General features: G+C 70.6%; 25 protein-coding genes. 8 read left to right on the top strand and 17 right to left on the bottom strand.

The genetic code is table 11. The annotated features are described in order from the left end of the window. Window positions 1-190: 190 nt before the first annotated feature. Complete coding sequence (locus O7553_RS06110; RefSeq protein WP_123600485.1) at window positions 191-385, bottom strand: hypothetical protein; 195 nt, start codon at window positions 383-385, stop codon at window positions 191-193. Between the two features lie 415 nt (window positions 386-800). Here O7553_RS06110 and O7553_RS06105 point away from each other — a divergent pair, with 415 nt between their 5' ends. Then, complete coding sequence (locus O7553_RS06105) at window positions 801-2426, top strand: CAP domain-containing protein (protein ID WP_281553871.1); 1626 nt, start codon at window positions 801-803, stop codon at window positions 2424-2426. Between the two features lie 11 nt (window positions 2427-2437). Here the strand turns inward: O7553_RS06105 and mutM are convergent, their stop codons facing one another. The 8 genes from mutM to rsmD form a co-directional block, all read right to left on the bottom strand. Beyond that, on the bottom strand, window positions 2438-3292 hold the full coding sequence (gene mutM / locus O7553_RS06100; protein ID WP_281553870.1) for a bifunctional DNA-formamidopyrimidine glycosylase/DNA-(apurinic or apyrimidinic site) lyase: 855 nt from the start codon (window positions 3290-3292) through the stop codon (window positions 2438-2440). Between the two features lie 41 nt (window positions 3293-3333). Beyond that, window positions 3334-4167: a ribonuclease III gene (rnc, locus tag O7553_RS06095; RefSeq protein ID WP_281553869.1), complete on the bottom strand. Its 834-nt coding sequence runs from the start codon at window positions 4165-4167 to the stop codon at window positions 3334-3336. Further along, complete coding sequence (locus tag O7553_RS06090; RefSeq protein ID WP_281555495.1) at window positions 4164-5126, bottom strand: phosphate acyltransferase PlsX; 963 nt, start codon at window positions 5124-5126, stop codon at window positions 4164-4166. Before O7553_RS06090 ends, rnc begins: the two co-directional genes overlap by 4 nt. A 133-nt stretch (window positions 5127-5259) precedes the next feature. Then, entirely contained in the window at window positions 5260-5433 is a 174-nt protein-coding gene (gene rpmF, locus O7553_RS06085) for a 50S ribosomal protein L32 (protein WP_123600480.1), read from the bottom strand. Between the two features lie 5 nt (window positions 5434-5438). Then, complete coding sequence (locus O7553_RS06080; RefSeq protein ID WP_123600479.1) at window positions 5439-6002, bottom strand: YceD family protein; 564 nt, start codon at window positions 6000-6002, stop codon at window positions 5439-5441. Window positions 6003-6083: 81 nt separating this feature from the next. After that, window positions 6084-6581 carry a hypothetical protein gene (locus tag O7553_RS06075; protein ID WP_123604406.1) on the bottom strand — a complete coding sequence of 166 codons (498 nt, stop codon included), beginning with the start codon at window positions 6579-6581 and terminating at the stop codon, window positions 6084-6086. 217 nt (window positions 6582-6798) lie between these two features. Further along, window positions 6799-7293, bottom strand: a complete 495-nt coding sequence (coaD, locus tag O7553_RS06070) for a pantetheine-phosphate adenylyltransferase (protein WP_281553868.1) — start codon at window positions 7291-7293, stop codon at window positions 6799-6801. Further along, window positions 7290-7853: a 16S rRNA (guanine(966)-N(2))-methyltransferase RsmD gene (gene rsmD / locus O7553_RS06065; RefSeq protein ID WP_281553867.1), complete on the bottom strand. Its 564-nt coding sequence runs from the start codon at window positions 7851-7853 to the stop codon at window positions 7290-7292. The genes coaD and rsmD overlap by 4 nt, the downstream gene beginning before the upstream one ends. A 400-nt stretch (window positions 7854-8253) precedes the next feature. On the opposite strand from rsmD, the gene O7553_RS06060 reads away from it, so the two are divergent. Further along, window positions 8254-9441, top strand: coding sequence for a cell wall anchor protein (locus O7553_RS06060; protein WP_281553866.1), 1188 nt, complete (start codon window positions 8254-8256; stop codon window positions 9439-9441). A 144-nt stretch (window positions 9442-9585) separates the two neighbouring features. On the opposite strand, the gene recG is transcribed toward O7553_RS06060, so the two are convergent. Beyond that, complete coding sequence (gene recG, locus O7553_RS06055; RefSeq protein WP_281553865.1) at window positions 9586-11799, bottom strand: ATP-dependent DNA helicase RecG; 2214 nt, start codon at window positions 11797-11799, stop codon at window positions 9586-9588. A 22-nt stretch (window positions 11800-11821) separates the two neighbouring features. Then, window positions 11822-13519 carry a DAK2 domain-containing protein gene (locus tag O7553_RS06050; protein WP_281553864.1) on the bottom strand — a complete coding sequence of 566 codons (1698 nt, stop codon included), beginning with the start codon at window positions 13517-13519 and terminating at the stop codon, window positions 11822-11824. Between the two features lie 230 nt (window positions 13520-13749). Here O7553_RS06050 and rpmB point away from each other — a divergent pair, with 230 nt between their 5' ends. Next, a complete protein-coding gene (gene rpmB, locus O7553_RS06045; protein ID WP_123600473.1) occupies window positions 13750-13944 on the top strand; it encodes a 50S ribosomal protein L28 in 195 nt (64 codons plus the stop codon). Between the two features lie 97 nt (window positions 13945-14041). On the opposite strand, the gene O7553_RS06040 is transcribed toward rpmB, so the two are convergent. Together O7553_RS06040 and O7553_RS06035 are read right to left on the bottom strand one after the other, a co-directional pair. Then, a complete protein-coding gene (locus O7553_RS06040) occupies window positions 14042-14506 on the bottom strand; it encodes a GNAT family N-acetyltransferase (protein WP_281555494.1) in 465 nt (154 codons plus the stop codon). 84 nt (window positions 14507-14590) lie between these two features. Continuing rightward, a complete protein-coding gene (locus O7553_RS06035) occupies window positions 14591-15529 on the bottom strand; it encodes a thiamine-phosphate kinase (protein ID WP_281553863.1) in 939 nt (312 codons plus the stop codon). A 112-nt stretch (window positions 15530-15641) separates the two neighbouring features. Between O7553_RS06035 and O7553_RS06030 the strand changes: the two genes are divergently transcribed. Next, window positions 15642-15875 (top strand): Lrp/AsnC ligand binding domain-containing protein, encoded by a 234-nt coding sequence (locus tag O7553_RS06030; protein ID WP_123600471.1) that lies wholly within the window; start codon window positions 15642-15644, stop codon window positions 15873-15875. Beyond that, complete coding sequence (locus O7553_RS06025; RefSeq protein WP_281553862.1) at window positions 15872-16558, top strand: DUF3515 family protein; 687 nt, start codon at window positions 15872-15874, stop codon at window positions 16556-16558. The genes O7553_RS06030 and O7553_RS06025 overlap by 4 nt, the downstream gene beginning before the upstream one ends. Before the next feature lie 72 nt (window positions 16559-16630). Here O7553_RS06025 and O7553_RS06020 read toward each other — a convergent pair whose 3' ends face one another. Together O7553_RS06020 and O7553_RS06015 are read right to left on the bottom strand one after the other, a co-directional pair. Then, entirely contained in the window at window positions 16631-17734 is a 1104-nt protein-coding gene (locus O7553_RS06020; protein WP_281553861.1) for a D-alanine--D-alanine ligase family protein, read from the bottom strand. Between the two features lie 662 nt (window positions 17735-18396). Next, window positions 18397-18912 (bottom strand): hypothetical protein, encoded by a 516-nt coding sequence (locus O7553_RS06015; protein WP_281553860.1) that lies wholly within the window; start codon window positions 18910-18912, stop codon window positions 18397-18399. Window positions 18913-19173: 261 nt separating this feature from the next. On the opposite strand from O7553_RS06015, the gene O7553_RS06010 reads away from it, so the two are divergent. Further along, the gene (locus O7553_RS06010; protein WP_281553859.1) at window positions 19174-20442 is read left to right on the top strand and encodes an IS4 family transposase; all 1269 of its coding nucleotides are present in this window, start codon (window positions 19174-19176) and stop codon (window positions 20440-20442) included. Window positions 20443-20580: 138 nt separating this feature from the next. On the opposite strand, the gene O7553_RS06005 is transcribed toward O7553_RS06010, so the two are convergent. Then, on the bottom strand, window positions 20581-21231 hold the full coding sequence (locus O7553_RS06005; RefSeq protein ID WP_281553858.1) for a hypothetical protein: 651 nt from the start codon (window positions 21229-21231) through the stop codon (window positions 20581-20583). Window positions 21232-21824: 593 nt separating this feature from the next. Here O7553_RS06005 and O7553_RS06000 point away from each other — a divergent pair. Beyond that, window positions 21825-22700, top strand: a complete 876-nt coding sequence (locus tag O7553_RS06000) for a helix-turn-helix transcriptional regulator (protein WP_281553857.1) — start codon at window positions 21825-21827, stop codon at window positions 22698-22700. Continuing rightward, the gene (locus O7553_RS05995; protein WP_281553856.1) at window positions 22697-22897 is read left to right on the top strand and encodes a DUF397 domain-containing protein; all 201 of its coding nucleotides are present in this window, start codon (window positions 22697-22699) and stop codon (window positions 22895-22897) included. The genes O7553_RS06000 and O7553_RS05995 overlap by 4 nt, the downstream gene beginning before the upstream one ends. Before the next feature lie 340 nt (window positions 22898-23237). Here the strand turns inward: O7553_RS05995 and O7553_RS05990 are convergent, their stop codons facing one another. Next, window positions 23238-23510: a hypothetical protein gene (locus tag O7553_RS05990; protein ID WP_281553855.1), complete on the bottom strand. Its 273-nt coding sequence runs from the start codon at window positions 23508-23510 to the stop codon at window positions 23238-23240. Between the last annotated feature and the right edge of the window lie 113 nt (window positions 23511-23623).

The raw sequence follows: 23623 nt of genomic DNA, 5'->3' as shown, positions 1-23623 counted from the left end.
GGGGCGCCGTCACCGGGGCCCGGACGGGGCCACAGCGGCCGCCGACGGATGGGACGTGAACGGGGCCACAGACGGGCCCGGACAAAAAGCTGCGCGCCGGCACTTGAGTGTCGGCGCGCGGGGTGCGTGCGATCAGCGGTACGTACGGTCACTGGCGGCGGGCGCCGGCCTGCACCGGCGCCCGTGGAGATCAGGTGAGCGCAGGCTCGGGGATCCGCAGCAGGTCGTCGCTCTCGGCGACCGCTGCGGCGAGCCGGTCGTTCTCCGCCCGCAGCCGGGTGATCTCGAACTCCAGTGCCTGTACCGTGGCACGCAATCGGGTGACCTCGTCGAGCAGGCGCCGGTCGGGTGCTGCACCAACGTGGCCGTAGAGGGCCTTCGCCATTTCGTCTCCTTGTAATGCGCTGCCGGAAAGGCCGGCCAACGCGCGCCCGTGAACCCTCGTGTCGGTCAACCCCCGGGCATGCGGGGGCGCGACTGGGCGCGACTGGCGACACCCCCATGGTCCGCCGAAGTCGCCGCTTCGTCAAGTTCCACCAGACGAGGACCCCACCTCCTCCATCGAATCTATCGCCCAAAAGGTGCGAACAGCGGCGGTTTAGCGGCACAGATCACAGTGTCACCGGCAGAACCTCAGCCGGACAGCTGTCCGCCTTATCTCTTCCTTAGCTGGATCGCCGGTTTGTCTTAGCAGCGTTGCCGGGCGCCGCCGGACGCCTTAGCGTCGCACCCGGCACAGCGCCCCCGGTCCCACCGGACGCGGCTCGCTGGCCGACCACCCACCTGCGGAGGCAACGACCTTGTACCGGCGCAACGACCGGGCCGATGGATCCATCCCCGGCGATCCGACGCCGCCCGCTGACCACACCGCACCCGGTGACGCCGGCTGGGACACCGACCGGTTCGGGCAGAGTTCCTGGCGCGACCACCTCGACGCCGGCTGGCGGCCCGACCCCTCATCGGCCGACGGCTACCCCGGCCCGGCGGCGACCGACGGCTACCCGACCGCCGGCCGGTCACCCGGCGATGGCGGCTACGACGGCGTCAGTTACGGCGACGGCGGTTACCCGGCGTACGGAGCGGACCGCCATGGACAGGAGTCATACGACCGGCACCCGGGGTACGACGGGCACCCGGGGTACGACGGGCACCCGGGGTACGACGGGCACCCGGGGTACGACGGGCACCCGGGGTACGACGGCGTACCCCACGGCGGCTACCCCGTTGACCCGACCCAGCAGCTCCCCCACGAGGCCGGGTACCACCCGCAGCCGTACGGCCGCCCCGCCGATGAGGGGTACGACACCCACCTCATCGCCCGCCCAAACGGGCCGGGGTACGCCGACGGGCCGGGGTACGCCGACGCTCCGCACGGGTACGACAGGACCGGCAGCGACGCCTGGCACGACGAGACCGAGACGCACCGGTACAGCGTGCTGCGGGACCTGTCCGACGGGCCCGGCGACGCCAACGGCTGGCCCGGTGGTGACGACGGCTGGGCCAGCGGCGACGATCGCTGGACCGACGACGACCGGGGGCCGCGTGAGGACCCGACCGACACCGGGTCGCTGACCCGCGTGGCCCGTCGGCGGCGGTCTGACGCGCGCGACGACTCCGACCCGGAGGTTGCCGACGGCCGACGGCGCCGACTCGCCGTCGGGCCGGTCACCCTGGCCACGCTGGTCGTCGTGCTGCTGGTGGCGATCGGTGGCGGCGGCGCGATGCTGCGCGCCGGGTTCGGCGACGACTCAACCGAAGGCACCGACGACACCGTCGTGGCAACGGATGTAGATTCGGTCACCGACCCACTCACCGAACAGTCCGCTGGTACGGAGGATCCGCAGATCGGCGAGCCGGAGGTGCTCGACGCCGAGCTCGGCGCCGCCCCGACCCCGGCTGCGAGCCCGGCACCGCCACCGCCGACCTCGGCTGCCCCGAGCCCACGCCGCAGCACCGCCGCCCCGGAGAGCTCCCGGCCGCAGCGCACCACCGCCGCGCCGGCGAAGACCAGCGCCGCGCCGCAGCAGACCGCCACCGGGGACACCAGCCGGCAGCAGCAGGTCCTGGTGCTGGTCAACGCGGCGCGCGACGACAACGGGTGCGGCGCGGTGACGATCAACAACCAGCTGGCCGAGGCTGCCCGGCTGCACAGCGAGGACCAGGCAGCCAACAACGAGATGTCGCACGACGGCAGCGACGGCAGCGACCCGTGGGAACGTGCCAGGCGGGCCGGCTACGAGCAGGCGATCGGCGAGAACGTGGCGGCCGGTTACCCCACCGCCGAGGCGGTCATGGAGGGCTGGATGAACAGCCCGGGCCACCGGGCCAACATCCTCAACTGCGACGCGGTCGCCATGGGGGTCGGCACGGCCACCTCGTCGAACGGGACCCTCTACTGGACGCAGATGTTCGGGTCGGAGCGCTGAGCTGACGTCGGTCAGCGGCGGACGGCCCGCGGCCTAGGTTGGCAGCGGGGGCAGCTGAACGACGACCGGTTCATGAACGACTCCCGGCGGATCAGCGCCCCGCACCGGGTGCAGGGCTGATCCTCCCGCCCGTACACGTTGAGTGACCGGTCGAAGTAGCCGCTCTGGCCGTTGACGTTGACGTAGAGCGCGTCGAAACTGGTGCCACCCTCGGTGACCGCCGCCCGCAGCACGTCCCGTACGTGTGCGAGCAGCCTGGTGACCGTCGCGGCCGGCAGCCGGTCGGTCGGCCGGGTGCCGTGCAGGCCGGCCCGCCACAGCGCCTCGTCGGCGTAGATGTTGCCGATCCCGGAGATCAGCGACTGGTCCAGCAGGGCCCGCTTGATCTCGGTGCGACGTCGGCGTACCGCCGCGACGAACGCGGCGTCGGAGAAGTCCGGGTCGAGCGGATCCCGGGCGATGTGCGCGATCTCGGCCGGTAACTCGGCGCCGCCGGGTGACACGGCGAGCCCGCCGAACGTCCGCTGGTCGACGAAGCGCAGCTCCGGGTCGCCCTCGGCGAACCGGAAGCGGACCCGCAGATGCGTCTCGTCCGGGGCGTGGGCCGGCTGCAGCAGCAGCTGACCGGACATGCCGAGATGGCCGACGATCGCGTCGCCGCTGTCCAGCGGCAGCCACAGGTACTTGCCACGGCGGCGGACGTCACGAATCTGCCGGCCGGAGAGTACGGCGGCGAAGTGCACCGGGCCGGGCAGGTGCCGGCGGATCGCCCGGGGGTGGTGCACCTGCACGGAGTCCAGCCGCCGGCCGATCACCCAGCCGGCCAGTCCTTGCCGGACCGTCTCGACCTCGGGCAGCTCAGGCATGACAGGCCTTTCCGTGACCGGTGCCGGTGGTGTTTGCCTGCTCAGACCTGGGCAGGCGGATCATCATCAGCGTTGTTCTCGTCGACAGCCGGACCGGGCTCGTCGACAGCCGGACCGCTCTCGTTGGCAGGCGCAGCGGTGCCGGCGACCGCAGTGGAGTCCGCCATCTGGGCGGAGAGGGTACGCCACGCGGCTTCGGCGGCCCGCTGCTCGGCTTCCTTCTTGCTGCGGCCTTCGGCCCCGCCGTAGCGCTGCCCGGCGACCACCACCCAGGCGGTGAAGGTCTTGGCGTGGTCCGGACCGGCGTCGTCGATGCGGTACTCGGGCACGCCCAGTCCAAGCGTCGCGGTCAGCTCCTGCAGGCTGGTCTTCCAGTCCAGCCCGGCACCCCGGCTCGCGGAGTCCGCCATCAACGGGTCGAACAGCCGGCGGATCACGATCGACGCGGTGTCCAGCCCGTACTGCAGGTATATCGCGCCGAGCAGCGCCTCCAGGGTGTCGGCCAGGATGCTCGCCTTGTCCCGCCCGCCGGTGCTCTCCTCCCCCTTGCCGAGCAGTAGGTACGGGCCGAGCCCCTGGGGGCCGAGGGCACGCGCCACCTCGGCGAGCGCCCGCATGTTGACCACGCTGGCCCGCAGCTTGGCCAGTTGCCCTTCCGGCAGGTCGGGGTGGCTGTGGAACAACGCCGAGGTGATCACCACACCGAGCACCGAGTCGCCGAGGAACTCCAACCGCTCGTTGGTGGGCAGACCGCCGTTCTCGTACGCGTACGACCGGTGGGTCAACGCCCGTTCCAGCAGGTCCGGTTCGAACGCCACACCGAACGCGGCCTCCAGGTGGGCAACCGGCGGACGACGGAACTGGTTGTTACTCATGGCGATACCTCGTCCTGTTCTGCGATCAGCCGGGTGATGTCATCGAGCATCCGGGCGACAGTCGAGGTCACCCGGCCACGGTGCAGTCCGGCGGCGAGGGTGATACCGGCGGCGATGTCGGCGCCGCTGGCGGCGCCGTGGCAGACGACCACCGTCCCGTTGACGCCGAGCAGGGCTGCCGCCCGGGGCGCGATCCGGCCCGGCTCTGGGCCGCCGGCCATCGCGTACGCGCCTTCGATGCCTTTGAGTAGCACATTTCCGGTGAAACCGTCGGTGACCACCACGTCGACGCCATCGCCGAGTGTGACGTCGTGTCCCTCGACCAGCCCGACGTACCGGCCGTCGGCGGGCAGAGTGAGGCTCCGCAGCAGGGTGTCGGCAGTACGCCGGACCCGGTCGCCCTTGCCCGGCTCGGCACCGATCGAGAGCAGTCCGACCCGGGGCCGGTCCAGGCCGAGCCGCACGGCACGGTAGGCGGCCCCGAACAGGGCGTGCTGGGTCAGGGTCGCCGGGCGCGCCTCGACCGTCGCGCCGACGTCGAGCAGCACCACCGGGCCGGAGACCGCCGGGAGGGTGACGACCAGGGCGGGCCGGCGTACGGTCGGCCACCGGCCGAGGCCGAGAGCGGCGGCGGTGACGATCGCGCCGCTTGACCCGGCGGAGATGAACGCGTCGGCCGTGCCGTCGGCGACGGCGGCCATGCCGGCCCAGATCGATTCGTCGGCCCGGCCGGTGCCGGGCTCTGCGGCGGTACCGGCCGCCGACCCGCCAGCCGCGCCTGTCGGGCGTACGGTGATCCGCCGGCGCTGGTCGTCGGGCAGCGCGGCGCGAACGTCGTCCGCCGCGTCCGGCGGGCCGACGAGCAGGAGCTGGAGATCGGGATCGGCGCGGCAGGCGCGCAGAGCGCCGTCAACCACGACGGCGGGTGCCCCATCCCCGCCGAGGAGGTCGACGGCGATCCGCGAGGTGCCGGTCCCGGAGTCAGCGCCGGCCGGTTCCGGCCGACCGGCCCGCTCCTGAGACGAGGCACCCGGCGTTCGCCGGGAGGTCCGCGCCGCCCGGTCGGAGACCGGCGGCGTCACGACGACCGGATCAGACCTCGATGACCTGGCGGCCGTTGTAGGTGCCGCAGACGGTGCACGCCGTGTGCGGCAGCTTCGCGGACTTGCACTGCGGGCACTCGACGGTCACCACCGGCGTGGTCTTCCACTGGGACCGGCGGGAACGGGTGTTGCTGCGGGACATCCGGCGCTTGGGAACGGCCACGGCTCTTACTCCTCTTGGCGGGTCAGTTGCGACAGGCCGGCCCACCTCGGGTCGACCTGTTGGTGGTTGTGGTCGTCCGGCAGCTCGTCCCAGTGCACCCCGCAGTCGGGGCACAGCCCAGGGCAGTCGCTGCGGCACAGCGGGGTGGTCGGCAGTGCAAGCACCACCGCGTCCCGCAGTGCCGGCTCCAGGTCGATCAGATCGCCCTGCAACCGGCCCACCTCGTCGATGTCGGTCGTCTCGTCCGTGGTGCTGTTCTCGTACGCGTACAGCTCCTGGATCGGTACGGTCAGCGACTCGCTGATCGGGCGCAGGCAACGCCCGCACTCGCCGGAGACCGGTCCGGAGACCGTCCCGGAGACGAGTACCCCTTCGGAGACCGACTCGAGCCGCAGATCGAGGCTCAGGTCGGCACCTTCCGGTACGCCGTTCAGCTCCAGCCCGAGGTCCGCCGGCGCGGGCACCACCCGGCTCACCGTACGCAACGCGCCAGGGCGACGCGGCAGTTCCCGGGTATCGAGAACCAGCGGCGACCTGGGGTTGAGTGTCTTCGACGAGTGATTGCGCATAGTTGGACTCCGGCCTGGTAGAGGCCGACAAAACAGGTTACCCGAGCAGCGGCGGCGGCGTCGAACCGGGGCACCGGTCAGTCAGAAGGGCAGCGGGCGTTCGTTCTCTTCACCTGAGAAGGTACCGATCTCCCGCAGCGCGTGCATCTTGTCCCGACCACGCTCTATTGAGGCCAGCGCCCGGGTGAGGAACTGCTCGAAGTTGGCCAGCGCGGTGTCGACGTAGTCGTCGACCTCGGCGCGCAGCCGCTGCGCCTCGGCGCGGGCCTCGGCTACTATGCGCGCGCCCTCGTGCTCGGCGGAGACGGTGATCTCGTTCACCGACACCAGCCGGGCGTGCTCGGCCTCGCCCTCGCTGATGATCCGGTCCGCCTCGCGCTTGCCGGCGTCCATGATCTTGTCGCGTTCCTCCAGCAGCGCCGCCGCCCGGCGCAGGTCGGCGGGGAGCTCGGCCCGGAACTGGTCCAGGACACCGATCATCTCGGCCCGGTCGATCATGCAGTTGTTCCGGGACATCGGCACGGCCCGCGCGGTCTCCACCATCGCGATGATCTCGTCGATGCGGTCGAATGGATCCACCGGCATCTCACTCCCTGTTGTCGGAGGGTCGACCCACCATGATGGCAAGGCCGGGCCAGAACGTCATCATCCCAACTGCCGGACCGGTCGGCGCTCCATCATGATGCGACCCCGGACGACATGTGGTCCATCCCACCCCGGGTCCGGCGCGTCGCGACGCGCCGGGCGGTTCATCGCGGCTCGGTCGGCCCGCCCGGAGCTGCCGGGCCGGCCCAATTCACACCTGCTGGGTCGGTGGCGCGGTGACCCGGGCGAGCAGCCGGTCGTGGACCGCCTCGGGCAGGTGCGCCGAGACGTCACCGCCCCACTTGGCGACCTCCTTGACCAGGCTGGAGGAGAGGAACGAGTAGAGCGGGTTGGTCGGCATGAACAGCGTCTCCACCCCGGCCAGGCCGATGTTCATCTGCGCCATCTGCAGTTCGTAGTCGAAGTCGCTGACCGCCCGCAGGCCCTTGACCACGACGGCCGCCTCCTGGGCACGGCAGAAGTCCACCAGCAGGCCACGGAACGACGCGACCCGAACGTTGCGGTACGTTCCGGTCACTTCGCGGAGCATCGATATCCGCTCGTCGATGGTGAACAGGCCAGCCTTGGACTGGTTGATCAGGACACCCACGATGACCTCGTCGAACAGCCGGCTGGCCCGGCCGATGATGTCGAGATGTCCGTTGGTGACCGGGTCGAAAGAGCCGGGGCACACCGCTCGTCTCATGATCGCCGACCGTACCAAAGCATGGTCTCGCCGTAACGCCGCCCGCGTTCGGCAGTGACGCCTTCCACCCAGGTCAACGCCGGTCCCCGGGCTGACCGCTCGACTACCACGACGGCGTGCGGGGCGAGCCAGCCGCCGGCGACGAGGCTGCCCAGGACGGTCCGGAGTTCGGCGTCGGTCACCGCGTACGGCGGGTCGGCGAAGACCACGTCGTAGCCGCCGCCGTCCGGCGGCGTGGCCAGCGCGGTCGCGACCTTGGCAGTGATCAGTCGGGCACCGGTGCCGGCTCCCAGCGCGGCGATGTTCGCCCGGACGGTACGGGCTGCCCGCGCGTCGGATTCGACCAGCAGGACGTGTTCGGCGCCCCGGGACAGCGCCTCCAGACCCACCGCGCCGCTGCCGGCGTAGAGGTCGGCGAACCGCGCCCCGGCCAGGTCGGTCATCGTGCCGAGGGTGCTGAACAGTGCCTCGCGGACCCGGTCGGAGGTGGGCCGGGTGTTCGCGCCGGGCGGCGTGGCGATCCGCCGGCCGCCGAGCCGGCCGGAGATGATCCGGGTCATCGGCGGCGGACCCCAACGGCGGCCGGTGCGCTCATCCCCGGCACGCTACGCGATCAGCCAAACCGGTCGAATGCCGACCCGGACGACCGAGTCCCTTCTCAGGTGACCGAGCACATCCCTTGTTGCCGCAGAAAGGTGAGGGCAAGAAAGGCCACCCGGTACGCGGAGAGCAAACACGTTGCGTATATCAATTGTCTCGGATCGACAACATCATCCTTAGCCAGACCTGTGGGTCACCGCATCAGTTCAGGAACAGCTAAGGTCTGGCGCTGTGCCGCGGGATACGCCGGCACAACGCACGACGCGGGGACGTTGTCGCGCCGAACCATGGACTGCACCTCACCAGTCCGGTTGCGCACGCCCGCGCCGGGCACCTGAACCCCCTCACTCGGGAGTACCTGTGAACCGTCTGAAGTCTCCGCTTCGGCGCGCTGTGGCCATCGCCGCCGGCGCGACGATCGGCATGGTCGGCGCGGTGGCCCTCGCCACCCCCGCCAGCGCGCACTACACCGCGCCGACCGGCAGTGCCGTCTGTGACACCGCCACCGGGGAATGGGAGATCACCTGGAGTGTCCGCAGCGAGTGGCATTTCAGGGCGACCAAGTTCCGGCTGAGCGCGGTGTACCACACCCCGGCCGACACCACGCTGGACGGCATCGCCCGAACCCGAATTCGGGACGGCTACCCGTACAGCGTCAACTCGGCCATCATCGGTACCCAGCGGGTGCCGGGCACCACCACCAAGGCCACGCTGGCGGTCAAGGGCGCGTGGAACGACGGGTATGCCGAGCAGAAGTTCCGCAAGGGGAAGATCGAACTCGGCGGCGACTGCACCGTTGACATCCCCGAGTCGCCGTCGCCGACCCCGTCTCCGGAGGAGTCGCCGTCGCCGACCCCGTCGCCCGATGTCACGCCGACCCCAGATGTCCAGGACCCGGTCGTGATTCCGGCGGCCAGCTTCCTGTCCGACTGTACGGGTACCGTCTGGGTTACGGTAAGCAACGGCGAGAACGCAACCGAGTCGGCCGAGCTGACTGTCACGGCCGGGGATTTCTCCGAGACCTACACCGTTGAGCCGGGCCGGAGAAAGGACGACATTCAGGTTCCTGGCGATGCCGGCCCGGTCACCGTGACCCACGGCGAAGAGCCGGTCAGCGAGCCCTACAAGTGGGTTGAGCCGGAGAACTGCGTCGAGCCGGGCGAGCCCGAGGGCGGCTACGAGTCCACCTGCGACCAGCTGGTCGTCGGTTTCGCCAATCCGGAGGACGGCGAAACCTTCACCGTGACCCTGACCCCGAGCGAGGGCGACGCCATCGTGGTAACCGTCGAGCCGGGCGTCACCGAGGTCGTCGAGTTCGACGCCGCCAAAGGCTTCCAGGTCCACGTGCTCAGCAGCGAGGCAGCGCTCGACGAGACGATCGCCTGGGAGCTGCCGGAGGACTGTGACACCGGTGGCGAGGGCGGCGGTTCCCTGCCGGTCACCGGTGCCGCCGCCGGCGGACTCGCCGCTGGCGCCGTCGCGCTGCTGGCCATCGGTGGCGTGCTGTTTTACCTGGCGCGTCGTCGGCGGGTCACCTTCACTGCCTGAGTCAGCCACCCTGGGTCGTGACTGACTGACAAGTCATCCCCCCGCACCACCCCGAGGAAGGGCGTCGACCATCCCCCCGGTCGGCGCCCTTCCGCCTGTCCGGCCGCAGCCGTTCCCCGGTCCGCCGCAGCCCTGGCCGTGGATTCAGCCCTTCTCCAGGTACTCGGCGCGTTCGGCGTCGACCAAAGTGCCGACGGATGCCGCCAGCGTCGGATGCCGGGTCAGCTCCGGATCGTCGCCGAGCAGGTCGATCGCCTCGGCCCGGGCCTGCCCGATCAGGTCGGCGTCGCGCAGCAGCGACAACAGCCGCAGGTGGGACCGGCGACCCGACTGGGTCGCGCCCAGCACGTCACCTTCGCGGCGCTGCTCCAGATCCAGCTCGGCCAGCCGGAACCCGTCGGTGGTCGACGCGACCGCGTCCAGCCGTTCGCGGGCCGGCGTACCGTCGGCGGCGTCGGTGACCAGCAGGCACAGCCCGGCCGCCGAGCCCCGACCGACCCGGCCACGCAGCTGGTGCAGCTGCGACACCCCGAACCGGTCGGCGTCCAGCACGATCATCACGGTGGCGTTCGGCACGTTCACCCCCACCTCGACCACCGTCGTGGCGACCAGCACGTCGACGTCACCGGCGGCGAAGGAACGCATCACCGCGTCCTTGGCGTCGGCCGGTAGCCGGCCGTGCAGCACCTCGATCCGCAGCCCGTGCAGCGGCCCGTCGGCGAGCAGCGGCGCCACCTCGGTCACCGCCAGCGGCGGCCGCCGCGCCCCGGGATCGTCGCCGTCACCGGAGGGCTCCTCATCGACGCCGGTTCCGGTCGCGTCTCCGATGCGCGGGCAGACCACATACACCTGATGGCCGGCGGTCACCTCCTCGCGTACCCGCCGCCAGGCCCGCTCCAGGAAGGCCGGCTTCTCCGCCGCCGGCACCACGTGCGAGACGATCGGCGACCGGCCGCCGGGCAGCTGGGTGAGCGCGGAGACCTCCAGATCGCCGTACACGGTCATGGCGACCGTCCGCGGGATCGGGGTGGCGGTCATCACCAGCACGTGCGGCGGCTGCTCGGCCTTGGCCCGCAACGCGTCGCGCTGCTCCACCCCGAACCGGTGCTGCTCGTCGACGACGACCAGGCCCAGGTCGGCGAAGTCGACGCCCTCGTACAGCAGGGCGTGGGTGCCGATCACGATGCCGGCCCGGCCGTCGCGGACCTCGTCGAGGGCGGCCCGGCGGGCCGCCGCACCCAGCGACCCGGTGACCAGCGTCACCCGGGTGCCGGCCGGGTCGCCGTCCAGTTCACCGGCCCGCCCCAGCGGGCCGAGCAGTTCCTGGATGCCCCGGTGATGCTGGGCGGCCAGCACCTCGGTCGGGGCGAGCAGCGCCGCCTGCCCACCGGCGTCGACAACCTGCAGCATCGCCCGCAGCGCGCACACCGTCTTGCCGGAGCCGACCTCGCCCTGCAGCAGCCGGTGCATCGGATGCGCGGTGGACAGGTCGGCGGCGATCTCCTCGCCGATGCGCCGCTGACCGTCGGTCAGCTCGTACGGCAGGCGGGCGTCGAACGCGGCCAGCAGGCCGGCGTCCGCGCGGGGCCGGGGCCGTGCGGGCCAGTCGGCGGCGCGCAGCTTGCGCTGCACCAACGTCAGCTGTACGGCGAACGCCTCGTCCCATTTGAGCCGCCGCCGGGCCTGGAACAGCTCGGGTTCGTCGGCCGGGCGGTGGATCTGCCGCAGCGCCGGGTGCAGGCCGAGCAGGTTGCGGCTGGCCCGTACCGCCGCCGGCATCGGATCCTCGGGTGGGGTGAGCACGTCCAGCACGGTCCGTACGCAGCGGGCGATCACCCAGGTCGGTACGGCGGCGGCGGCCGGGTAGACCGGGATCAGCGCACCGGCGAACTCCTCCACCGGGTCCTCGGCGGCCACCTCGCCGTCGGCGGCACCGTCACCGAGCAGCACGTACTCGGGGCCGTTGAGCTGGCGTACGCCCCGGAACTCGGTCACCTTGCCGGCGAACAGCCCCCAGCGGCCCGGTTTCAGGTCCCGTTCCCGCCACGCCTGGTTACCGAAGAAGGTCAACGTCAGAGTGCCGCCGGTGCCGTCCTCGACGACCACCTCGAGCAGCTTGCCGCGCCGTTGGCGCATCGGCCGTACGGTGGTCCGCCGTACCTGGCCCAGGACGGTGACCTGCTCCCCCACCTCCAGCGAACGGATGTCGGTGTGTTCGCCGCGCTGGTCGTAGCGGCGCGGGAAGTGGTAGAGCAGGTCCCCGACGGTGTGCAGGTCGAGGTGGTCGGCCATCGCCTTGGCGGTCTTCGCGCCCAGGTTGACCTTCAGCAGAGTGTCCATCGTGCACGGCTGCGTCATCCGGCCTCCAACAACGGCTGCGTCATTCGATCCCTACCAGCAGCGGGTAGTGCGGCTGCCCGCCGACGAAGGTGTGCACCTCGACGAACGGCCAGCAGCGGGCGACGTGCGCCGCCACCGCGTCGCCCAGGCCGTCCGGTGCCTGCTCGCCGACGATCAGGGTGACCAGTTCACCGCCGCCGCCGAGCAGCTGGTCCAGCAGGTTGCGGCAGGTGCCGGCCAGGTCGGTGCCGATCAGCAGCACCTCCCCCTCGACCAGGGCGAGCACGTCGCCGGGGCGGCAGCGGCCGGCGACGGTGAGCGCTTCCCGGGCGGCGTGGCAGACCTCGGCGTACCGGCAGGCCCCGGCCGCCTCGGCCATCGCGATCACGTCGTCGTCGAAGCGGCGTCGCGGGTCGCGGACGGCGAGGGCGGCGAGGGCCTGCACCGGTGATCGGGTCGGCACGACGGCGACGGTGACGCCGCCGGCCTCGGCCTCCCGGGCGGCGAGGCCGGCGACGGCCTGGGTGTCCGGGTCGTTGGGCAGCACCACCACTTCGGCGGCGCCGGTGCGGCGGATGGCGTCGAGCAGCTCGGCGGTGGACGGGGAGCCGCCGACCACGCCTGCGCCCTCGCCGGTGAACAGGGCGGCGAGGCCGGTGCCGGCGGCGACCACCACGGCGGCCCGGCCGGCGAGCGGCGGCGCCGGCTGGTCGGCGAACCGGGTGACCGAGATCTGGTACGGGCGACCGGCGGCGATGCCGGCCTCGACGGCGGCGCCGATGTCGTCGACGTGCACGTGCACGTTCCACACCGGACCGTCCCCGTCGTCTTCGCCCCCTGCGTCTTCGCCCCCGTCGTCTTCGCCCCCGGCGTCGGAGCCGACGACGACCAGCGAGTCGCCGATCTCGGCGAGTGCGGCCCGCATCCGGTCGACCGCCCCGGCCGGCGCTTCGAGCAGGAACTGCACCTCGTAGGCGTACCCCTCGGAGCCGGCCCCACTGTGGGGGTCGGCGGCGGGCCCGGCGCCGCCGGGGTTACCAGGGACCCGGTCGGCGGGATCGCCGGTGTCGCCGGGGTCGGCCGGGTGATCGCCGGTGCTGTCGGTGAGCGGGGTGCCGACCACGGCGGCCAGCGCGTCGAGCAGCAGGCACAGGCCGCGGCCGCCGGCGTCGACCACTCCGGCGCGGGCCAGCACCGGCAGCTGACCGGGCGTCGCGGCGAGGGCGTCGCGGGCGGCCGAGGCGGCGGCCCGTACCACGGTGGCGAGGTCGTCGGAGCCGGTCCGGTCGGCGGCCCGCGCGGCGGCGGCGACCACGGTCAGCACCGTCCCCTCGACCGGGCGGGCGACCGCCGCGTACGCCGCGTCGGTTGCGGCGGTCAACGCCGACGCGAGGGCCCGGCCGCGCACCACGGCGGTGTCGGTGAGCGCGTCGGCCAACGCGCGCAGGATCTGCGAGACGATCACCCCGGAGTTGCCCCGGGCACCGAGCAGCGCACCCCGGGCCATCAGCCGCAGCACCCGCCCGTGCGAGGTCTGCTCCCCCTCCGAGGAGTTGTCCAGGTCGAGGGCCAGGGCATGCTGCGCCGAGGTGAGGGTGAGGACCAGGTTGGTGCCGGTGTCACCGTCCGGCACCGGGTAGACGTTGAGCGCGTCGATCTCGCCCTGGTGGCGATGCAGCGCTGCCAGCGCACCCGAACACCACCGGCGCACGGCGGCGGCGTCAAGGGTGTCCAGCACGGCGATGAGCCTACTGGCGCACGCCGACAGCCGCCGTGAAGACGACCGGGTGCGGCCAGGCGGCCGGCGCGCGGAGACGACGCAGGCGGCCGGGCCGGCGGCAACGGGCCGGTCGGGGCAGGGCGATTGGCCGCCCGGGTGGTCGATCGGGTAGCCTGGCCAGGTTGTCTGGGCGTGGTGTGTCCCGGCGACCGGCGACCTGATGAACGACAAATCCCCAGGAGTATCCCGTGGCTAGCGTGTGCGACGTCTGTGGCAAAGGGCCGGGCTTCGGTCACAACGTGCCGTGGTCGAAGAAGAAGACCAACCGCCGTTGGAACCCGAACATCCAGACCGTTCGCACCCCGGCCGGTGGCGGCAACACCCGCAAGGTGAACGCCTGCACCTCCTGCCTCAAGGCCGGCAAGGTGGTCCGGGGCGCCTGACCGCGCCGCCCACGACCTCGACGTTTCAGCAGCCGCCGGACCCGGTCGGGTCCGGCGGCTGACTGTGTACGGTCACCAGTCGGGCGGTGAGCGCCCGTCACCAGTCGGCGGTGAGCACCCGGCCGAAGGACAGGCAGCCCGGTGAGTCCCGGTAGTAGCCGAAGTTCGGGATCCGGGCGTACCCGCTGCTGCTGTAGAGCGCGATCGCCTCGGGCTGCTTGTCGCCGCACTCCAGGATGACCCGGCGGCGGCCCTGGCCGGCGGCGGAGCGTTCGACGGCGGCCAGCAGCGCGCGGGCCACCCCGCGACCGCGGGCGGCGTCGGCGACGTACATCCGCTTCAACTCGGCGTCCTCGCCGGAGGTGCCGTGGCTGCGCCAGCCGGCGCAGCCGGCCGGCGCCCCGTCCAGGTGGGCGATCAGGAAGGCACCGCCGGGCGGGTCGAAGTGGGCCGGGTCGACCGGGGTGTCGTCGCCGGTGCCGCCGTAGCGGGCACCCAGATCGGCCATGGCGGCGGCCACCAGGCGTTGCGCCACCGCGTCGGTGTAGCGGACCCGGCGGATCTCGACGCCGGCCTGAAGCAGATCAGTCACGCGGTAAAGCGTAGTGCGGTCACCGGCGGTGGCTCAGCGGTGACCGGCGCGGCCTCACTGGAAGTGTTCCCAGCCGGCGACGCCCTGGTAGGGCTGGCCGTCGACGGTGACCCCGGCGCCCTTGACCACGTGCCCGACCCGCCGCCAGCCCTTGGGCAGCGGCAGATCCTCGGGGAACGTCGCGGCCAGGGCGTGGTCGTCACCACCGCCGAAGATCCACTGGTACGGGTCGACGCCGAGCGCGTTGGCGGTGTCGCGCATCTGCGGCGGCACCTCGAAGGCGGCCCGGCGCAGGTCGATACCGACCCGGCTGGCGGTGGCGACGTGACCCAGGTCGGCGATCAGCCCGTCCGAGATGTCGATCATGGCGCTGGCGCCGACGTTCGCGGCGGCCGGGCCGGCGGCGTACGGCACCTCGGGGCGTCGGTACGCCTCCACGAGCAGCTTCGGTGACCGGAAGCCGCGGGACAGCACCGTGTAGCCGGCGGCGGCGTAGCCGAGCCGGCCCGCGATGGCCAGCACGTCACCGGCGTGCGCGCCGCTGCGCAGCACCGGGGTGGCGCCGTGCAGGTCGCCGAGGGCGGTCACCGCGATGGTCAGGGTCGGGCTGGCCGACATGTCGCCGCCGACCACGCTCGCGCCGACCTTGGCCGCCTCGTCGGACAGGCCGACCGCCAGGTCCTCGGCCCAGCCGGCGTCGGTCTCCGGCGGGGCGCAGAGCGCCACCAGCAACGCGGTCGGCACCGCCCCCATCGCCACGATGTCGGCGAGGTTCGCGGCGGCGGCGCGGTGCCCGACGTCGACGGCGCTGGACCAGTCCCGCCGAAAGTGCCGGCCCTCGACGAGCACGTCGGTGGAGGCGACCACCCGGCCGTCCGAGGCGGCCACCACGGCCGCGTCGTCGCCGGGGCCGAGCAGGGTGGCGGCCCCCGGGTGCAGCCGCGCGGTGACCCGGGAGATGAGCCCGAATTCACCGGCCTGTGCCACATTCACCGGTCCACCTCGATCATTGTCGTCTCCACTCGGGCACCGTCATGAATCCGGCCTGCTCCGTACGGTAGTTTCACGTTCGAGCCGCTCCCGGGCGGCGGATAGGAGTCGGGTCGTGGTCCAGGCATACATCCTCATCCAGACCGAAGTCGGAAAGGCACGCGACGTCGCCGACGCGATCGCGGACATCTCCGGCGTGGTCCGGGTGGACGCGGTGACCGGGCCGTACGACGTGGTCGTGCTCACCGAGGCGCACACCGTGGACGAACTCGGGACGATGATAGTCAGCCGGGTCCAGATGGTGCCGGGCATCACCCGGACCCTGACGTGTTCGGTGGTACGACTGTGACGACTGAGCAGGTGGACGTCTCTGCCGCCGAGTCGCCGGCCGGCGATCCGGCTCCGGACGGACGGTCTCCGGACAGGCCGGCGGCTCCGGGTGGGCCGGACCGGACGACCCGGCAGGCGGCGATCTGGGCGACCGTGGTGGCGTTGCCGTTGACGGTGATCGTGGCGCTCGCCGCGTTCAGCCGGCTCGCCCCGGCCGGGTCCGACGACGACCCCGGGGCCGCCGCGGACCCGTCGGCGGCGACGTCCGCCGGTGGCGCGCCGGTGCCGACCACGCCGGTGCAGATCGCCGCCCCGACGCTGGACGAACGCGCCGAGATCGTCTGCCGGGCGCTGGTCTCCCAACTACCGGGTACGCTGCGCGACCTGCCGCAGCGGCGGGTCACCGACGGTGCCGAGCAGAACGCCGCGTACGGCGAACCGCCGATCACCGTCGCCTGCGGGGTGCCGGCGGCGCAGTTCCCACCGACCGACCTGGTGTACGCGCTGGACGGGGTCTGCTGGCACGCCGCCGAGCAGGCCGACGCCACCGTCTGGACCACCGTCGACCGGGAGATCCCGGTGCGGGTGAGCGTGCCCGGCTCCTACGACGAGCCGGGCCAGTGGGTGACCGCGTTCGCCGACCCGCTGATCGAGACGGTGCCCAGCGACGCGGACGCCGCCCCGCGCGGCTGCCGCGCCTGATTCGGGTCCGGTCCGGATCCGGTCTGGTCCGGTCTGGTCCGGTCTGGTCCGGTCTGGGGTCCCGGCGGTCGGTCAGCGCAGCCCGGTGCCCCGGCTCAGCGCGGTACGGATCAGCCGGTCCACCAGCTTCGGGTACTCCAGGCCGGCGGCCGCCCACATCCGAGGGAACATCGACGTCGGGGTGAACCCCGGCATGGTGTTGATCTCGTTGAGGTAGATCTGGTCGTCGTCGGTGACGAAGAAGTCGACCCGGGCCAGCCCGGCGCAGTCCAGCGCGGTGAACGTGCGGCAGGCGTAGTCCTGCACCTGCCGGGTGACCTGCTCCGACAACCCGGCCGGGATGTCGTACTCGCAGGAGCTGTCGAGATACTTGGCATCGAAGTCGTAGAACTCGTGGTCGGTGACCACCCGTACCTCGGCCAGCAGGGACGCCTCGGGGCCGCCGCCGGCCTCGCCCTCGATCACCCCGCACTCGACCTCACGGCCGACGATCGCCGCCTCGACCAGCACCTTCGGGTCGATCTCCCGGGCGGTGGCGACGGCGGCGTCCAGGTCGGCCCAGTCGGAGACCTTGGTGATGCCGTACGACGAACCGGCCCGCGACGGCTTGACGAACACCGGCAGGCCGAGGCGCTCCTTGTCGGCGTCGCTGAGGCTCACCCCGGGGCGCAGCACCGCGTACGGGCCGGTCGGGATGCCCTCGACGGTGGCCAGCTTCTTGGTGAACTCCTTGTCCATCGCGGCGGCCGAGGCGAACACCCCGGCCCCGACGTACGGGATGCCGGCCATCTCCAGCAGCCCCTGGATGGTGCCGTCCTCGCCGTACGCGCCGTGCAGCGCCGGGAAGACGACGTCGACGCCGGCCAGCGCGGCGGCCGGGCCGTCGGCCGGGTCCAGCACCATGATCCCGTTGCCGGTCGGGTCGGCGGGCAGCACCACGGCCGAGCCGGACCGGTCGGTGATCTCCGGCAGTTGACGATCGGTGATGGCCAGCTGGCTGCCGTCGCCGGTGGTGAGCACCCACCGCCCGGCGCGGGTGATGCCGACCGGGACGATCTCGTACTCGTCGGTGTCCAGGGCGGCCAGGATGCTGCCGGCGCTGACGCAGGAGATCGCGTGCTCGGTGCTGCGGCCGCCGAAGACGATGGCGACGCGGGTCTTGGCTGGGCTGGTCACAGGGGTGCCTTTCGTTCGCGGCCTGCACGCGCCCGCCGGGCGAGGTCGGGGGAGCCCGGCGGTACGCGGTTCACGTCTTCGCGCTCACGCGGCTGACCCTACTCTGCGTACCCGCCCGCCGGGCCCTGACCGGCCCCGGATCCTCCTGATGATGCAAGGAGTAACCGCCGGGTAGCTGAGGACCCGGGACCCGCGTTCGTTGGGCGGCGGGCTACCGGGGTCACGCGTCGGCGAGCCCGCCTGTCTTTGCCCCGTCGACTCCGCCCGTGGCTCCGGCTCGACTTGCCTGCGCAACTTCAGCACTGACCACGGCAGACCAGGTCTGGCACCCCCAAACTTATTGACGTGCTCATGACGCCCTGTCAAGCGCCACCCGAATTGAGGCTCCAAGATCGTTGATCCCCGCATCCGGAGACACGCCTCGTAGGCGGTGAACGCCGCCGCGACCACCGGCCAGGACAGGTCGTGATCACAGGCCGACTATACGATCGCGCAAGCGCCCTCCGCGACCACCGCTCCGGCCGCAGAGTCCACACAGTTGTTCTGCCCGTTGCTCCGGCTCGACTCGAACCACCGAGCGGCAGGAATCTCGCAAGCGTTCACTTGTCCACCTCCTTCACCGCGTCCCTGGTATCCCGCGATATCCCGCCTCGACGCCTGTTTCAGTGTTGAACCGAGTGCAACGACGAGCGTTCAATAGGAACCGCATGAGACTCCCAGGTGGCGACCGTCAAACCAATTTCGCTGCCGCTTGCCTCCAGGTAGTCTGGAATTCTCGAGCCGATATTCGCATCCACCGCGTAGTATTCAATGACTTCAGCTATCCCGGCCAGCCTTGCATCAGGCGAGAGACCCATTACCACCTTCACTCCCCCCGAGCCAAGCGCCACGGTTGCCCCAACAACGACCCATGCAGTCAACGGACCCAAAACAGACGCTACCGCATGCCAATGAACACTACGAACTCCGCGCATTACCATTATTCCGGTGTTGCCCCTCAACACATCAAAAGCTGCCCGCTGTTCAAGAAGAACGGCTGCCGTCGATCGCAGGACATCAATCCTGATATCCAGCACCTGACACTCCTGCATAAGCAAAGGAGATTGCAAAGGATCAACATCTGGGTCGATGTCCGGTACACTCGATAGCGGCTCAAGCAGAAGTTCTTGTATCAACACGGAGATATTCCTAACGTTTTTGCAGAGATGCGCGCAAACGGATCCGCCTTTCCGGCTGCCGTCTTACCGGTCACCGGATTGACCGTTTGCCCTGCCGCGTTCCGATACACAACATAGCCGTCGGGGTTTCTGGACGAAGGATCCATTACCCGAACGCTTTTCACGTTCTTGTGCACCCCAGGCGCACCCTCAGAGATATCATAGCTATGCCCATAGCCCAATGCCGTTAACTTAGTGTGGGGCGGTCTATGATCTCTGCTCGTGGCGAGGGCTGGTCAGGTCAAGGCGGGGTCGCGGGTTCGGTTGCCGGATCTGGTGGGGGTCGGGGTGTTGACGGCGGCGTTCCCGCCGGAGTCGGTGGATCTGGCGATCGAGGAGTGGGATGCGCGGGAGCAGCGGCATCGGCTGCTGCCGGCTCGGTTGATGGCGTACTACGTGATGGCGTGCGTGTTGTTTCTCGACAGCGCGTACGTGGAGGTGTGGAACAAGCTGCTGGGTGGGCTGTCGTGGGCCCGGCGGTACCGGATGCGGCGGCAGGTGGGGATGCAGCCGTCGGCGGCGGCGCTGGCCAAGGCCAGGGTGCGGTTGGGGCCGGAGGCGATGCAGGGGGTGTTGGCGACCTCGATGCGGCCGATGGTGACCGACGCGGCCGCGGCGCCGTGGGCGTACTTCCATGGGTTGCGGAAGCTGGCCGCCGACGGGTTCACCATGAATGTGGCTCGGACGCCGGAGAACGCGGCGCGTTTCGGGATGCCCTCGAACTCGGCCGGACCGGTGGGGTATCCGCAGGTCCGGGTGGTGGCGTTGGCCGAGGTCGGTACCCGCTGCCTGCAAGGCGTCGCCGTGGGCGTGCTGGCCACCGGGGAGCAGAACCTGGCCCGCACGTTGTGGCCACGGTTGGGAACCGGGGACGTGGTCGTGGCCGACCGTAACTTCCTGTCGTACGAGGACCTGACCGCGATCGTGGCCACCAGCGCGCACGCGGTACTGCGAGTCAAGGCGGGGGTGGACCTGCCGGTGCTGCAGGTCCTGGCCGACGGCTCGTATGTGTCGAGGATCGCCGACCCGCAACAGGCACGACGGCTGCGCCGCCGCAAGACGAAGGTACCCCCTGAGCAGATCCCCGGCATCAGCGTCCGGGTGATCGAGTACACGGTGGAATCCGAGCCGGACGAGCACGGCAACCGTGAGGTCAGCGAACTGTTCTGCCTGGTGACCACCCTGCTCGACCCGGACGCCTACCCCCTGCGGGATTTCCCCGAGCTCTACCACGAGCGGTGGACCCTGGAGACCGCGATCGGTGACGTGGAGACCCGGCTGCGCGGCGGCGCCGAGGTCGTCCCGCGGTCCGGGCGCCCGGACCTGGTCTACCAGGAGGTCTACGCATTGCTCTGCGTCTACCAGGCCATCCGCGCGCTGATCGTCGCCGGTGCCGAACACGCCGACCTGGACCCCGACCGCATATCGTTCACCCGCACCGTGCAGGCAGCCGCGCGTCACGTCAGTGACGACGCGGCCTTTTCCCCCTGACGACCTGGCCGATCTGGTCGCCGACGTCATCTACGAGATCACCGACGAACGCAACCTCCTACCGGCCACGCCCCGCATCCGCAGCTTCGCCCGCCAACAACGCCAACCCGGACGCCGCTACCCCCGCCAGACAGACGACTACAAGAAACCCCTACCACCCCGCACCAAGATCAGGTTGTGGGTCCTGACCAGGCCAGACACGTTAAGTTGACGGTATTGGGCCAAGTCCGGGTGGGCTGCCGCTTGAGCGGTCTTGACCTCCAGGACGTGCTTGAAGCCTGTCGCCGTGGCCATCACATGCAGGTCGACGTCCGGTAGAACCGAGGCGTACACAGCCGTGTCAGCTTGCACGGTCGGCGTAGGAAGCGGATCAGGCCACGACAGGGTGAGGTCTTCTCCGTCGACCTGCAGGGTTACCAGCGGGGCCGTTCCGCCACCGCTGAATGTCACGTCGGCAGTCGTCGCCGCCGGGGCGAGCCGGCCATCCGGCTGCGCCGCCAAATCGGTCGATACCGGCACCCACGAGTCGGTCCCGGTCCGGATCCGCTGAGGCACGACGGCCGACTCCAGCGTGCGGGTGCCGTCAGGTTCCACGTAGACCTGGGAATACTCGTCACGCTCATCGAGGGCCTCGACACGGGCGGCACAAGCACGCGCGATCCGCTCGGCCTCAGCCGACGTGGCGACCTGGTCCACGCACTGGGGCTGAGGCGGTTCGGCTTCCGCAGGCGTAGACGAGAGCACAACCACACCAGCCAGCATCAGCACGATAGCCGCCAGGGTCCGCACCCAACGTCGGTGCGGGGTACTCGAACGGGTCAGGACAGGCGGTGTCACGCTGACATCCACTAAGACTCCAGTGACTTGATCGCGGTCTTGGGCAAGTTCTGATCGAGGCAGCATCGCTACCGCTGATGCGCCGAAGCGGGCTACGTCAGTGGATGCGGTTCGGTGTCAACCAGGCCGGGACGGGGCCCTGAGTCGGCTTCGATTCGGCTCAGCGTCAGTGCGGCGGCTGTGGCTGCTGCTGCGGTCGTGATGGCCAGGCTCTGTGGCCAGCGATGTCGTGGGCGGCTCGGACGGATCGGCGGCGTCTGGGCAGCATCCACTAGGGACCCCCGTGGCTATGCGTCATGTACGTCCGACCGTAGAGATCCATGGCCGTACCTGTAAAGGGGGCATCACAATCCGCTACCACAAACCTCCCTCACCGGACATCGAGCGACACAGAGTCATCAGTCGGGTACGACCGGCCACGCGTACAACTCTGACGAAAACCCGTCGACGTTGAGCCGAGCCACCCGTCCACCGATCGACGGAGTTCATAAGTCCACTAGTGACGGCAGGATGGGTCGGGTCGAGCATCCCAGGAGGTGGTAGCCATGTCCCCGTCCGTGCTGAACTCGTCCGTACCGCGCCGACGACTGGGCCGGGAGCTGCGTCAACTGCGCGAGCGGCTGACCCAGCTGCCGCAGACGTCGGTGGCCAGCGAGTTGGAGTGGTCGGCGACGAAGCTGTGGCGGATGGAGCGCGGCGAGGTCCCGGTCCGCTCCGGCGACGTCGTGCTGCTCTGCGAGTTGTACGGCGTCGACGAGGAGACCACCGAGATCCTTGCCGCGTTGGCGACCAAGACCCGGGAGAAGGGCTGGTGGCACGACTACGCCAGCCTGCCGTCCTGGTTCGAGCTGTACGTGGGCCTGGAGGAGGCCGCCAGCCGGATCCGCGTCTACCAGAGCCAGCTCATCCCGGGCGTGCTGCAGACCCGGGAGTACGCCACCGCAGTATTCACCAAGGACGTCGACGGCGTGCCCCGTCACCAGATCGCCGACCGGGTCGCGGTGCGGCTGGGCCGAGCCCGGCTGCTGACCCGGCTGGAGCCGCAGGCGCCGGAGTTCGACATCGTCGTCGACGAGGCGGTGCTGCGTCGCGTGGTCGGGTCGCGCCAGGTCATGGCGACACAGGTGCGTCGGCTCGCCGACGCCGGCCGGCTGCCGAACGTCTCCGTCCGGGTCCTGCCGTTCTCGTCCGACCTGCACGCCGGGGTGCTGACCGGCGGACTGTTCACCATCCTGGACTTTCCCGAGCAGTACGAACCCACCACCGTCTACCAGGAGTCGATCACCGGCGCGCTCTTCCTCGACAAGCAGGCCGAGAGCGACCGGTACGCTTGGGTCTACCACGACATCCGGTCGGCCGCCTTGAGCGAGGCCGAGTCGCGGGCGCTGCTGCTGGACACGGCGAAGGAGTACGAGCCATGACCGACCTGACCGGCGTCACTTGGCGCAAGAGCAGCCGATCCAACAGCCAGGGCGATTGTGTCGAGGTCGCCGACGGGCTGGCCGGCGTGATCGGCGTACGCGATTCCAAGGACCCCACCGGCCCGGTCCTGACCATCTCCCCCGCCAACTGGTCGGCCTTCCTCACCGCCACCAAGACCGGCACCCTCACCGCCTGACTGCACACCGCCTGCACCCCGCCGGGGTCCAAACCGCACCTCGGTGGACTCGTCGCTGACCAGAACAGTCTCGCCGGGTAGCGACCAGTTGCCGGAGTCGGCGCGTCGGTGCATCAGCCCCCGACCGCGACCGCCGGTGACGATCGCCGCACCGCCAGGGACGATCCCGGTCGCCCTCGGCGCGGCCGGGTCACGGTAATAGTCACGCTGGCGAGTCACGACACCTCACGATGCGGTACGGAGTGCAGGTCTGAGCCAAGTCGGGTTACTGCTCCCCACGGGAGTCGGCCAACACCTGCGCCAGATCGGTCACCAACCCGACCACCTTTCCCACAATGCTTCAGCGGCGCCACCCCATCCGCCACAGGTCGGATATCAGATGGCGCAAAAATGGCAGCTGCCCATCGATCTGCATTCCACCGTTTTTCCGTATCAATGCAGAGAATCTTGTCAGCGGAATAAACGCCGTCGCGAACGCAATTACACCCCCAAAGACACAACCCGCCACCATGATGCCAATGACCTCAGACGCGACTACCAGCTCCAATATTGCAATCAGGAATAGACCAGCCAGGAAGCACACCAAGAAGCCCCTGATCCCCCAAATCATCATCCTATACATAGTCGTGCTACGATATTCGCTACCATGGAGATCTGACATCGAGTTTCACCACCATTTCCAGCGCTTGATAATCCAGGTTTTAGCTACACCACCCTTACCGAAGG

Source organism: Solwaraspora sp. WMMA2059 (genome assembly GCF_027497315.1).
Taxonomy (GTDB): Bacteria; Actinomycetota; Actinomycetes; order Mycobacteriales; family Micromonosporaceae; genus Micromonospora_E.
This window is presented reverse-complemented; position numbering and strand designations above follow the sequence as displayed.

Excerpts from the sequence above, each read along its gene's own strand:
- O7553_RS06000 (WP_281553857.1), top strand. The coding sequence starts at position 21,825 with ATGTCCCCGTCCGTGCTGAACTCGTCCGTACCGCGCCGACGACTGGGC.
- rsmD (WP_281553867.1), bottom strand. The coding sequence starts at position 7,853 with ATGACCCGGATCATCTCCGGCCGGCTCGGCGGCCGGCGGATCGCCACG.
- rnc (WP_281553869.1), bottom strand. The coding sequence starts at position 4,167 with ATGAGTAACAACCAGTTCCGTCGTCCGCCGGTTGCCCACCTGGAGGCC.
- O7553_RS05990 (WP_281553855.1), bottom strand. The coding sequence starts at position 23,510 with ATGATGATTTGGGGGATCAGGGGCTTCTTGGTGTGCTTCCTGGCTGGT.
- O7553_RS06110 (WP_123600485.1), bottom strand. The coding sequence starts at position 385 with ATGGCGAAGGCCCTCTACGGCCACGTTGGTGCAGCACCCGACCGGCGC.
- recG (WP_281553865.1), bottom strand. The coding sequence starts at position 11,799 with ATGACGCAGCCGTGCACGATGGACACTCTGCTGAAGGTCAACCTGGGC.
- O7553_RS05995 (WP_281553856.1), top strand. The coding sequence starts at position 22,697 with ATGACCGACCTGACCGGCGTCACTTGGCGCAAGAGCAGCCGATCCAAC.
- coaD (WP_281553868.1), bottom strand. The coding sequence starts at position 7,293 with ATGAGACGAGCGGTGTGCCCCGGCTCTTTCGACCCGGTCACCAACGGA.
- O7553_RS06080 (WP_123600479.1), bottom strand. The coding sequence starts at position 6,002 with ATGCGCAATCACTCGTCGAAGACACTCAACCCCAGGTCGCCGCTGGTT.
- mutM (WP_281553870.1), bottom strand. The coding sequence starts at position 3,292 with ATGCCTGAGCTGCCCGAGGTCGAGACGGTCCGGCAAGGACTGGCCGGC.